Genomic DNA, 12,112 nt, shown 5'->3' on the forward strand with positions numbered 1-12,112 from the left:
GTGCAATGAGCGGACTGGCGCCCCGCCGACGACCGGCAGGGCGCAAAAATCAGCGGACATTTTAGGGGAGTCGGGCGGCAACCACCAGCCAAGCGACTCATACCCTCGACGTAGGGCGGCAATTAATTCATATCATTAGGGTTCTGCAAGAAATAGCGGACATAGTCGTAGGCAATAGTGTGCATAGTAGTAGGAAATAGCTTACAAGGAGTGCCCTGGCATATCGAGCGAATGGCGTCAAGCGGCGCCAGAAAGCCAAGGCGAACAGCCGAGGAAAAGTTCCCCGCGCCCCGCATCGATCTTCACCGCCTCCGCCCTGCGCTGGCCGTTGCCGTCGCCGATGGTGCCGTGGCGGCTACCGCCAACGAGGGCTTTGAGGGGATGTCCCTCAACTACATCTGGTCACTTCGCCTCCTTTACGTTGAAAGGCGATACCGCACAAGAAAGCCGGCCTCGAGGGGCCGGCTTCTGTGTACTGCGTAAGCGGTGTCGCTGCTTCTGGGGTTGGCGCTTCGCCAATCAGAAGTGGTAGCGAACGCCGGTCAGCCAGTAGACGTTGTCGCGGACGTCACGCAGGTTATCGGTGAAGTCGCTGCCGGTGGTGTCGCTATCGATGATGGTGCCCTGATCGGACTCATGCAGCTCGGCGAAGACGTCGAAGTTGCTGGAGATCTTGTAGTAGGCGCCGGCTGCCCAGGAGTTACGGCTGGTGCTCAGGCCCTCATCCTGCTGAGCGGCCTTCAGGTTGCCACGGGACTCGATGCGATAGTAGTCCAGGTGGAAGGCCCACTCGTTCATCGCGTAGGTCATGCCGACGCCGATCTTGTCCTCGAAGTCGGACTGGTACTCGTAGGCCAGGCGGCCGGTGAAGCCCGGAACGAATTCGAAGGCCGCGGAGCCACCGTAGACGTTCTCGCCGACACCGCCGCCGCGCTCGATGTCCTCGGCCATGCCGAGGGCCAGGCGCAGGTTGTCGATCTCGTAGGTCGCACCACCGGCCATGTTCCACTTGGAGGAGTTGCTGCCCTCGGAACCTGCCGGACGGCCGGTACCGGTGTTACCGGTACGGGAATCGGTGTTGCCGGTGTAGTGCTTGGCCTGCAGGTAGACCTGGAAGCCTTCCAGGTTCGGCGAGATATAGCCGAGGGAGTCGCCGCGAGCCTGGTGGCCGCCGCCTTTCAGCTCGAGGCCGCGATCCAGGTAGACGTCGAACGGACGCGACACGGTCTCCAGGTAGAAGCTGTCGAAGTTACCGGCCTGGATGGTACCGAAGGCGTTGCTGCGCAGGCCCAGGAAGCTGTTGCGCACCTGCTGGCCGTCGGTGTTCACCTGGTCCATCTTCGGACGCACTTCGAAGTTACCGAAGGCGGTCAGGTCGGAGGTGACCTGCTGGGTACCGCGCAGGCCGACGCGGGAGAAGACGTCGCGGAACTCGGAGCCGTTCAGCTTGTCGCCATCTTCGTTGGTCTCGGGACCACCGCCGGAGATACCCAGGGCGATGCGGCCGTAGATGTCCAGACGGGTGCCATCCTGGTCGTAGACGGTGGCGGCCTGGGCGTTGGTCACGGCCATGCCGGAAGCGGCGATGGCACCAGCGATGGCAGTCGCTAACAGTGTCTTTTTCATCGTTAGGTTCCTTTGACTAGCAGTCTGTTTCGATCGTTTGCCTGCAGACCGCGGGGCGGTCGCTGCAGCCGGCTTGCCGGACTTGCTCTTCTGTGGCCGGCCCATTCCCTCCCGGGAAGCGGCTGACGTGGCGGCATGTCTCGGTGAAGCCTTGTTATAGTCCAATGCTCGCAAGAGGAACTCTATACCGGGAGATGGGGGAACGCAACAAGAAAAAACACTGTTTTCCTTCGGGCTGCACCCTCCCCCCGGAACTTTCCCCTGCGGCTGTGGTCCCCGGCTGACGCGGCGGTGCGGCCCTTGGGAACCACGCCAGCGGCCATCTGCGGCCTGCACATCATGCCCAGCTGTTTTAGCAAACACAAGACGATGCAACTCGCCTTGTCGGCTCTGGATCGGCGACGCCAAGGCGCCGCTCAGCGGCGGTTGTGCTTGGCCATCAGGGCGGTGAGCTTCTCCTCCAGGGTGACGGGAAACACCGTGTCGCCGGTGGCGGCGCGCGCGGCCGGAGCCTGACCGGAAGCCGGGGTCGGGGCTGGTGCCTTGGCCGGATTCGGGGCCTGGCCACTAGCCGGATTCGGGGCTTGATCATTAGTCGGGCTCGAGGCAGTCGAGGCGGCGGGAGGGGCCTGGGCCGCCCCGGTTTCGGCACGCCCCCTACCCTCGCTCCCCGCCGGCTTCTTCTGGCGGCGCGACCTGCCCGCCGCCTGCGACACCTTGCCGCGGCGCTCGGCCTGGAGGCGGTCGAGCTTCTTCCTGGCGTGCTCCGCGGCCTGGGCATCGACGCCGCCGGCGGGGTTGCCGGCCAGGTCGATACGCTCGGCGCCCTCGCGCACCGCCTTCAGGTAGCGGGGCAGGTTCACGTAGCAGGCCAGGGCGCGGCGCACCAGCTTCTCGGGCCAGGGCTCACGCTCGGCCAGGGCCTCGTGGATGCCGATCATCAGCGGCCGGGTATGGCCCTTGAAGAAGGCGCCGGGATAGCGTTGGTACCATTCGGCCAGCAGGGCCTGGGGCGATGGCGCCGCCCCCGCCGCCCCGTAGGAGCCGGATTGATCCGGTGATGGCGCCGATGGCGTTGCCCCCGCCGCCCCGTAGGAGCCGGATTGATCCGGCGATGGCGATGATGGCGACGCCCCCGCCGCCCCGCAGGAGCCGGATTGATCCGGCGATGGCGATGATGGCGACGCCCCCGCCGCCCCGTAGGAGCCGGATTGATACGGCGATGGCGATGTTGACGACGCCCCCGCCGCCCCGCAGGAGCCGGATTGATCCGGCGATGGCGATGATGGCGACGCCCCCGCCGCCCCGTAGGAGCCGGATTGATCCGGCGATGGCGATGGCGATGATGACGACGCCCCCGCCGCCCCGTAGGAGCCGGATTTATCCGGCGATGGCGCCGCTGGCCCTCGCCCGCTAAATCGGGCTCCTCCAGGACCGGGCGGTGCATGGCGGCCGATCAGCGCCGAGAGCCCCTGGGAGCGGCGCGCCGGACGCGGGAAGCTGCGCTCCCCCTGGCCGCTGGTCAACCGCTCGAGGAGGTGGCGGTTGTGCTCCTCCAGCTCGCGGTTCTGTTCGTCGAGCTCGCGGTTCTCCTCCACCAGCTCGTGGTACCTTTCTACCAGCTCGCGGCGCTCCTCGAGCAGCGCCAGGCGGCCCGCCTCGGCCTCGGCCAGTCGGCTCTCCAGACCCGCGCGAAGCTCGCGCTCCCACCGCAGCAGGTCCAGCAGCGTGGTGGTGCGACCCTCCAGGGCCTCCAGCAGGCGACGTGAGCGTTCCTCGATCAAACCGGTTTCCTCCAGGCATGGACTCGATGGCCGGGCAGTGTCGACCAGTCTGTGCCAGATGCCGCGACATGACAAATGTCTTGTCAGCCGCCGACAGCATCCCGACGGCGATACTCCACGAAGGCGTAGGCGGGCTGGCCCTCGGCGGGGCTGCCGGGCACGCGCTGCACCTCCTCCCACTCGGCCGGGTCGAGCGCGGGGAAGCGGGCGTCTCCCGCCACCTCGATCTCCACCTCGGTGAGGTAGAGCCGCGAGGCCAGCGGCAGCGCCTGGGCGTAGATCTGGGCACCGCCCATCACCATGATCTCGTCGGCCGCGTCGATGGTCGCCTGCTGGTCGGCCAGCGCCAGGGCGGCGGCCAGATCGTGGCAGACGCGGATCCCCGCGTGGTGGAAGCCGGGGTCGCGGGTCACCACGATATTGAGCCGACCGGGCAGCGGCCGCCCGATGGACTCGAAGGTCTTGCGCCCCATCACCAGGGGCTTGGCCTGGGTCATGCGCTTGAAGAACCGGAGGTCCTCGGGCAGATACCAAGGCAGTTGGTTGTCCACGCCGATCACGCGGTTGCGGTCCATGGCGGCGATCATGGCCACCGGGACCAGGGTCTCGTCGATCATCTCGTTGGTCGCTTCATCGGTCATGGGGCTGGCCTCGCTCATACGGCCACCTCGGCCTTGATATGGGGGTGGGGGTCATAGCCCTCGATGGCGATGTGCTCGAAGCGGAAGGCGAAGAGGTCGGTGACGCTCGGGTCGAGCACCAGGCGGGGCGCCTCGCGCGGGGTGCGGGTGAGCTGCAGCTCGGCCTGCTCCAGGTGGTTCCGATAGAGGTGGGCATCGCCGAGGGTGTGGATGAACTCGCCGGGCTCGAGCCCCGAGACCCGGGCGATCATCTGGGTCAAGAGCGCGTAGCTGGCGATATTGAAGGGCACCCCGAGGAAGATATCGGCGCTGCGCTGGTAGAGCTGGCAGGAGAGGCGCCCCTCGGCCACGTAGAACTGGAACAGGCAGTGGCACGGCGGCAGGGCCATCTCGTCCACCAGCGCCGGGTTCCAGGCGGAGACGATCAGCCGCCGCGACTGCGGATTGCGGCGGATCTGCGCAAGCAGCCCGGCGATCTGGTCGACGTGGCCGCCGCGGGGGTCGGGCCAGCTTCGCCATTGGTAGCCATAGACCGGGCCGAGTTCGCCGTTCTCGTCGGCCCACTCGTCCCAGATGCGCACCCCGTTCGCCTTCAGGTAGGCGATATTGGTGTCGCCGGCCAAAAACCACAGCAGCTCGTGGATGATCGAGCGCAGGTGGAGCTTCTTGGTGGTCACCAGCGGAAAGCCGCGGGCCAGGTCGAAGCGCATCTGGTGGCCGAAGAGCGAGCGGGTCCCCACCCCGGTACGGTCCTCGCGCTCCACGCCGTGGTCGAGCACCTGGCGCATCAGGTCGAGGTAGGGCTGTTCGAGGGCGGGAAGCGTCTGGTCGGTCACGGCGTTGCCTGGCTGGTGGATGGGGAGCGCATTCTACCGGATCTCACCCGGGTTGTTGATCGGGTCGTGACAGCGCTTCGGGTAGCGCCGCCTCGAGCGACATGCGCGCCTGGGCTTCCAGAGAAAGCGATCAAGGGGAAGCAATCGCCCGATAAATCGGGCTCCTACGGCGTGGTGCGGGCGTCGACAGGCTGGCTGCGCGACCAGGCGATCAGCGCCAGGCCGGCGACGATCATCGGCAGGGTCAGCAGCATGCCCATGGTCACCCAGCCGAAGGCGATGAAGCCGATGTGGGCGTCGGGCAGCCGCACGAACTCCACCGCGAAGCGGAATACGCCGTAGAGGGTCAGGAAGAGCCCGGAGACCAGGCCGCGGGCGCGTGGCTTCGCGGAGACGAACCACAGCACCAGGAAGAGCACCGCCCCTTCCAGCACCGCCTCATAGAGCGCCGAGGGGTGGCGCGGCTCGGGACCGAGGCCCGGGAACGGCATGCCCCAGGGCAGCTCGGTGACACGGCCCGGCAGCTCGCGATTGATGAAGTTGCCGATGCGCCCGGCACCCAGGCCGATCGGCACCAGGGGAGCGATGAAATCGGTGAGGGTGAAGTAGGCCAGCCCCTTCCGGCGGGCGAACCACCAGGAGGCGAGCAGCACGCCGGCCAGGCCGCCGTGGAAGCTCATGCCGCCGTCCCAGACCCTCAGGATCCACAGCGGATCGCCGGCCCACTGGCCCATGCCGTAGAAGAACGCATAGCCCAGGCGCCCGCCCACCACCACGCCGATGGCGCAGTAGAAGAGCAGGTCGCCGATGTCGTCGTGAGTCAGACCGATGCGCGCGGCGCGCCGCCGTCCCAGCCACCAGGCGGCGACGAAGCCCACCACATACATCAGGCCGTACCAGTGCACCTGGAAGGGGCCGAGGGAGATCGCCACGGGATCGATATCGGGGTAGTTCAGCATCACGGGTCCTTGAACATCAGAAGAGAGAGCAGCGACCGGCCACCTGCGGCCGGTCCGAAAGGATCAGGCGCACGGTCAGGGCGCCTCGGGGGCGTGGACGCGTCCGGGCAGCCAGCGCCTGACCCGCTCGACCAGCGCCTGGGGGCGGTAGGGCTTGGCCAGGAAGTCGTCGAGGCCCGCCGCCTCGAAGCGTCGGCGATCCTCCACGCTGGCGTTGGCGGTGAGCGCCACCAGCACGCTGTGATGGCCTGGATGGCGCCTCGCCTCGAGGTCGCGCCAGCGGCGGCTGGTCTCCATGCCATCCATGTCGGGCATGAAGATATCCATCAGTACCAGGTCGAAGGGTACCTGCTCCAGGCAGGCCAGGGCCTCGGCGCCGGAGGTGGCGGTGCGCACCTCGAGCCCCTGACGCTCCAGCACCTGGCGCGCCAGCATCAGGTTGACGGGGCCATCGTCGACGATCAGCACCCGGGCCGGGAGCGCGGCGACGGCGGCACGCGGATCCTCACCCGAGATGACCTCCAGCAGTGCCGCCAGATCACCGAGCCGTTCGCGCAGCTCGCCGAGAGAGTGCGGATCGCCGAGAGAGTGCGGATCGCCGAGAGAGTGCGGATCGCCGAGAGAGTGTGGATCGCCGAGAGAGTGTGGATCGCCGCCGCCCTCGCGCCCCTCGCCCGCCTCACGGGAGAATGCATCGAGGCGCTCCAGCAGCGGCTTCAGCTCACGGGCCAGCAAGGCAAGATAGTCGGACTTGAGCCGCGACTCCTCCCGCGCCCGCTCGCGCCCGGCCCTCACCCGATCGAGCCGCTGCTCGCCCCGGGCGAGGTCGTCCTCCAGGCTCTTCAGGCGCCGTCGCCAGGGTTCATCGCCGCCTGGAGCGGGCTCGCCCTCCTCACCGGGACGCCACGCCTCGCTGCGCATCGGGTCCTGGGCGGCACCGCCAACCGTCTTGCGGCCGTCCACCGTCTCACGCCGGCGGCGCCAAGAGGCCACGGCGGCAAGGTTCAGGGTCGAGGCCAGCAGCAGGGCCAGCAGCCAGCCACCCGGCGCAGCCGTCCAGAGCAGTGCGGCGATGCCCGCCAGCAGCAGGAGCAGCTGGACGAACAGCGCCAGGCGCCGATGGGGAGAGAGCCGCCTCAGGAAGCGGCCGCATTCGACTCGCATTGTCATCCCTGGCCGATCACGAGATTGACGAACGAGTGTACGCCGGGTGCGGCCCGCTGTCATGGCGAGCCCCTTCAGAGTCGAGTCACTTCCCCGCGTGGAGCTGAGCCGCTAAGCTGCCGCCATGTGCCTGATCGCCTTCGACCATCACCCCGGCGGGGAGTGGCCGATCCGCCTGGTCGCCAACCGCGACGAGTTCCACGCCCGCCCCGCCGCCCCGCTCGCCGTCTGGCAGGACGCTCCCGAGATCATCGGCGGCCGCGACCTGGAGGCCGGCGGTAGCTGGCTGGCCGTGCACCGCCGGGGCCGCCTGGCCGCGGTGACCAACCTGCGCGACCCGCGCCTCAAGGTCGCCGCCGATTCGCCCAGCCGCGGCGCCCTGGTGCAGGAGGCCCTGACCTGCCCCGATCTGCCCGCCTGGCTCGACCGCCTCGCCACCGGCGAGGCCGCGCGCTACGCCGGCTTCAACCTGATCGCGGGCGACGGCCGGCGGCTCTGGCATCTCCATCGCGGCCTGGACGCCATCTCGCTGCGCGAGGTCTCCCCCGGCCTGCATGGCCTCTCCAACGCCAGCCTGAACTCCCCCTGGCCCAAGCTGATCGGTGCGCGCCAGGGCCTGGGCGCCAGCCTGCGGCATGGCCGCTGGCCCGAGGATGCCCTGGCGGCCATGGCCGACCCGCACCCCGCCGACGATGACCAGCTGCCGGAAACCGGGGTGGGCCTGGCCATGGAGCGGATGCTCTCCTCGCCCTTTATCGTCGGTGAGCACTACGGCACGCGGGCCATGACCTGGCTGAGCTGGCACGCCAGCGGGCGAATCGAGATCGGCGAACGGCGCTTCGGGCCGAACGGGGTGGCGCTGGGGGAGAGCGTCGAGCGCCTAGCGCCTAGCGCCTAGCGCCTAGCGCCTAGCGCCTAGCGCCTAGCGCCGCAGGATGATGGTCGCCCCCTTACTGGGGAGCCGTGGTGGGAGGCCGGGTCCCCCGGGCGAATGGAGGCCGCAGGCCTCCCGCGGTGTTGATCACGCAGGGCATCGGCAACACCGCTATTCGCGCGGCGAAGCCGCCCTCCCACAATAAATGGTTCGTCGCATATTGGCGTGAATCTGTTCGACAGGTTACATGGTGGGAGGCCGGGTCCCCCGGGCGAATGGAGGCCGCAGGCCTACCGCGGTGTTGATCACGCAAGGCATCGACAACACCGCTATTCGCGCGGCGAAGCCGCCCTCCCACAATAAATGGTTCGTCGCATATTGGCGTGAATCTGTTCGACAGGTTACATGGTGGGAGGCCGGGTCTCCCGGGCGAATGGAGGCCGCAGGACTCCCGCGGTGTTGATCACGCAGGGCATCGGCAACACCGCTATTCGCGCGGCGAAGCCGCCCTCCCACAATAAATCGCGCTGGCAACCCAGCCGCCAAGGAGGAGGCCATCAATCCCTTGGCGGCAGCAGATGGGCGAGCTGCCACTCGCCGAGGCGTTCGGCCAGATGGCGACGCACCTCGGCGGGGGAGTCGAGGCGCAGGGTCTCCGCCACCAGGGTCTGGGCGCCCTCCAGGGTGACCCGACGAATGGCGGCGCGCACCCGCGGCAGGCTCGGGGCATTCATGGAGAGGGCGTCGAACCCCATGCCCATCAGCAGCAGGGCGCCGGCGGGGTCGCCGGCCAGCTCGCCACACACCGAGATCGGCCGCTCCAGGCGACGGGACTCCTTGGCCAGCAGGGCCATGGCGGAGAGCACCGCCGGGTGGCAGGGGTCGTAGAGGTCGGCCACCCGCGGGTTGTTGCGATCCACCGCCAGCAGGTACTGGGTCAGGTCGTTGCTGCCCACCGAGAAGAAGTCGGCGCGCTGGGCCAGGGCATCCAGCTGGTAGAGGGTCGCCGGTACTTCCAGCATCACGCCCACCGTCGGGCGCGTCACCGTTACCCCCTCCTCGCCCAGCTCGACGATGGCGCGATTGAGCAGGCGCAGGGCGTCGTCCACCTCGTCGACGTTGGTCACCATGGGCAGCAGCACCTGGAGGTTGTCCAGGCCTTGGGAGGCACGCAGCATGGCACGCAGCTGGACCATCAGCACCTCGGGGTGGTCGAGGGTCACGCGGATGCCCCGCCAGCCGAGGAAGGGGTTGGCCTCCTCGATGGGAAAGTAGGGCAGCGCCTTGTCGCCGCCGATGTCCAGCGTTCGCATCACCACCGGCAGAGGGGCGAAGCTCTCCAGCTGCTCGCGGTAGAGCCGGGTCTGCTCCTGCTCGCCGGGGAAGCGCTCGGTGACCATGAAGGGCACCTCGGTGCGGTAGAGCCCCACCCCGCTGACGCGACTCTTCAGCGAGGCGACGGTGTCCACGGCCAGGCCGGTATTGACCATCAGCGGCATGTCGTGGGCGTCCTCCGTCCGGCTGGGCAGATCCTGCTCCTGTTCCAGCACCTCGGCCAGCGCCTGCTCCTCGCGGATCTGTTCCTGGTAGTGGGCCAGCAGTTCCTCGCCGGGGCGCACGAAGAGCCGGCCGCGATGGCCATCGAGGATCACCCGGGCGCCCGAGAGCCTCGGCAGCGGCAGGTCGACCATGCCGAGCACCGTGGGAATCCCCATCGCCCTGGCGATGATCGCCACGTGGGAGGTGCTGGACCCGCTGACCGAGACCAGGCCCGCCAGCTTGTCGCGAGGCACTTCGCCGAGCATCGCCACGCTGATCTCGTCGCCGACCAGGATGGTGCTGTCGGGATAGACCTCCGGGGTCTGGGGGGTCTCTTCCTGCAGATGCGCCAGCACACGACGTCCCAGGTCGCGCACGTCGGCGGCGCGCTCGCGCAGGTAGTCGTCGTCGACCCGTTCCAGATACTGCACGTGACGCCGCACCACGTCGGCCAGCGCCCCGGGGGCCCACTGCCCCTCGCGGATGCGCTTCACCACTTCCTGGGAGAGCGCCGCCTCGCCGAGCATCTGCTGGTAGACCTCGAACAGCGCCAGCTCCTGGGCGGAGATCCGATTGGCGAGGCGCTCGCCTGCGGCACGAATCTCATTGCGAACCACGCCGATCGCCTCCTTGAGGCGGGCGATCTCGTAGTCGACGTCGGTGGGGATGAGGTCCGGCACGCTGTCGAGATCGGCCGGCGGGGCAATCACCACCGCTTCGCCGATGGCCATGCCCGGCGAGGAGGCCACCCCGTTGAAGTGCACCTGCCCCTCGAGGCTCGGCCGGGTCAGGTTGCCGGTGGCCAGCGCATGGGCCAGCACCCCGGCCAACTGGGCGGCCATGGTGACCAGGAAGGCCTCGTCCTCCTCGCCGTAGCGACGCTTCTCGGACTGTTGCACCACCAGCACGCCGAGCATGCGGCGCTGGTGAATGATGGGCACGCCGAGGAAGCTGGAGTAGCGCTCCTCGCCGGTGGACTCGAAGTAGCGGAACTGGGGGTGAGCCTGGGCGTCCTCGAGGTTGAGGGGCTCCTCGCGGCTGGCGACTAGGCCGACCAGGCCCTCACCCACCGGCAGTGCCACGTGGCCGACGGCCTGGGTGCGCAGGCCGATGGTCTCCATCAGGATGAGCTGTTCGAGGTCGGAATCATAGAGGTAGAACGAGCAGACGTCGGTCTCCATGGCCTTGCGAATCCGCCGCACCATGGTGGCGAGCGCCGCGTCCAGGCTACGGGCCCCGGTGACTTCCTGTGTGATGCGGCGCAAGACCTCGAGCATGGGCGTGCCATCGTTCCATTGTTATCGTTAGTGAGAAATAAGGGAGGCTACCGCCCCTGTGACTACCCCACCGGGACGGGGTTCCTCGCTCAGCCGAGCTCCCTCAGCCGAGTCCCAGGGCCAGTCGCTGCGCCCGGGGCGAGAGCTCCCGCAGAGCGCGCCGATAGACCTCGCGCTTGAAAGGCACCACCTGACCCAGCGGATACCAGTAGCTGACCCAGCGCCAGCCGTCGAACTCGGGCTTGGGTGTTCCGTTCATGCAGATGCGGGTTTCCTGGCAGCGGATCCGCAGCAGGAACCACTTCTGCTTCTGGCCGATGCAGACCGGCCTCGAGTTGGTACGAATCATGCGTCGCGGCAGTCGATAGCGCAGCCAACCCCGGGTGCAGGCGAGGATCTCGACGTCATCGGCCGTCAGGCCGGTTTCCTCCTCGAGCTCACGAAAAAGTGCCTGCTTGGGTGTCTCGTTCGCCTTGATGCCTCCCTGGGGAAACTGCCACGCATTCTGCCCTACACGACGCGCCCAGAGCAGCTGCCCCTCGTCGTTGGCGATGATGATGCCAACGTTAGGGCGAAAGCCGTCAGCGTCGATCACGGACTTCACCTTGTAGAAACCAGTATTGCCATCATTCTTCCACAAGGCTACGAAGCGCATCAATACGCCTTGCGGCCAAGGTCCACCTCGGGTCGCAGCAGAGAGACGCTTCTGCCATAATCCGGGGCTTTCCACCCTGAGCGAACCGCCCATTCACCGGCAACCCGCTTGACCGTCCACCTACCGTATCAGCGAAAACAAGGGAGTCACCGTGAGCCTGGCCATCTTCGACCTGGACAACACTCTGCTGTCGATCGACAGCGACCACGCCTGGGGGGAGTTCCTGCTCGAGCAGGGCGCCGTCGATCCGGTGACCTACCGCGAGGCCAACGACCGCTTCCTGGCCGACTACGAGGCCGGCACCCTGGACATCCACGCCTTCCTCGAGGTGGCGCTGCGCCCCCTGGCCGAGAACAGCCCCGAGCAGCTCGCCGCCTGGCACCAGCAGTTCATGGCCAGCAAGATCGAGCCCCACATCCTGCCCAAGGGCGAGGAGCTGGTCGCACGCCACCGTACCCGGGGCGACACCCTGCTGATCGTCACCGCCACCAACCGCTTCATCACCGGCCCCATCGCCGAGCGCCTGGGCGTGGATGACCTGATCGCCGTGGAGCCCGAGGTGGTGACCGGCCGCTACACCGGCCGGGTGACCGGCACGCCCAGCTACCGGGAGGGCAAGGTCGAGCGCCTGGAGGCCTGGCTGGCCGACCGTGAGCTCACTCTGGACGGTTCCTGGTTCTACAGCGATTCCCACAACGACATCCCGTTGTTGGAAATCGTCGAGCACCCAGTGGCGGTGGACCCCGACCCCACCCTG

General features: G+C 68.0%; 10 protein-coding genes. 2 read left to right on the forward strand and 8 right to left on the reverse strand.

Going from position 1 to position 12,112, the window contains the following annotated elements; genetic code table 11:
* Positions 1–519: 519 nt before the first annotated feature.
* The 6 genes from J5F18_RS15965 to J5F18_RS15990 form a co-directional block, all read right to left on the reverse strand.
* Positions 520–1,626, reverse strand: coding sequence for a porin (locus J5F18_RS15965; protein WP_346299541.1), 1,107 nt, complete (start codon positions 1,624–1,626; stop codon positions 520–522).
* A gap of 416 nt (positions 1,627–2,042) precedes the next feature.
* Entirely contained in the window at positions 2,043–3,410 is a 1,368-nt protein-coding gene (locus J5F18_RS15970; protein WP_346299542.1) for a ProQ/FINO family protein, read from the reverse strand.
* Positions 3,411–3,493: 83 nt separating this feature from the next.
* A complete protein-coding gene (locus J5F18_RS15975) occupies positions 3,494–4,069 on the reverse strand; it encodes a dihydrofolate reductase (protein ID WP_346299543.1) in 576 nt (191 codons plus the stop codon).
* On the reverse strand, positions 4,066–4,839 hold the full coding sequence (locus J5F18_RS15980; RefSeq protein WP_346302257.1) for a thymidylate synthase: 774 nt from the start codon (positions 4,837–4,839) through the stop codon (positions 4,066–4,068). The genes J5F18_RS15975 and J5F18_RS15980 overlap by 4 nt, the downstream gene beginning before the upstream one ends.
* 212 nt (positions 4,840–5,051) lie before the next feature.
* Entirely contained in the window at positions 5,052–5,846 is a 795-nt protein-coding gene (gene lgt / locus J5F18_RS15985; protein ID WP_346299544.1) for a prolipoprotein diacylglyceryl transferase, read from the reverse strand.
* A 75-nt stretch (positions 5,847–5,921) separates the two neighbouring features.
* Positions 5,922–7,016: a response regulator gene (locus J5F18_RS15990; protein WP_346299545.1), complete on the reverse strand. Its 1,095-nt coding sequence runs from the start codon at positions 7,014–7,016 to the stop codon at positions 5,922–5,924.
* Between the two features lie 118 nt (positions 7,017–7,134).
* Between J5F18_RS15990 and J5F18_RS15995 the strand changes: the two genes are divergently transcribed.
* Positions 7,135–7,908, forward strand: coding sequence for an NRDE family protein (locus tag J5F18_RS15995; RefSeq protein WP_346299546.1), 774 nt, complete (start codon positions 7,135–7,137; stop codon positions 7,906–7,908).
* A 533-nt stretch (positions 7,909–8,441) separates the two neighbouring features.
* Here J5F18_RS15995 and ptsP read toward each other — a convergent pair.
* Positions 8,442–10,700 (reverse strand): phosphoenolpyruvate--protein phosphotransferase, encoded by a 2,259-nt coding sequence (ptsP, locus tag J5F18_RS16000; RefSeq protein WP_346299547.1) that lies wholly within the window; start codon positions 10,698–10,700, stop codon positions 8,442–8,444.
* Between the two features lie 103 nt (positions 10,701–10,803).
* Complete coding sequence (locus J5F18_RS16005; protein WP_346299548.1) at positions 10,804–11,295, reverse strand: RNA pyrophosphohydrolase; 492 nt, start codon at positions 11,293–11,295, stop codon at positions 10,804–10,806.
* Between the two features lie 211 nt (positions 11,296–11,506).
* Between J5F18_RS16005 and J5F18_RS16010 the strand changes: the two genes are divergently transcribed.
* Positions 11,507–12,112 (forward strand): HAD family hydrolase (locus J5F18_RS16010; protein WP_346299549.1); only part of this gene is annotated, 606 nt, incomplete at its 3' end.

The sequence above is a fragment of the Halomonas sp. BM-2019 genome (genome assembly GCF_017584085.1).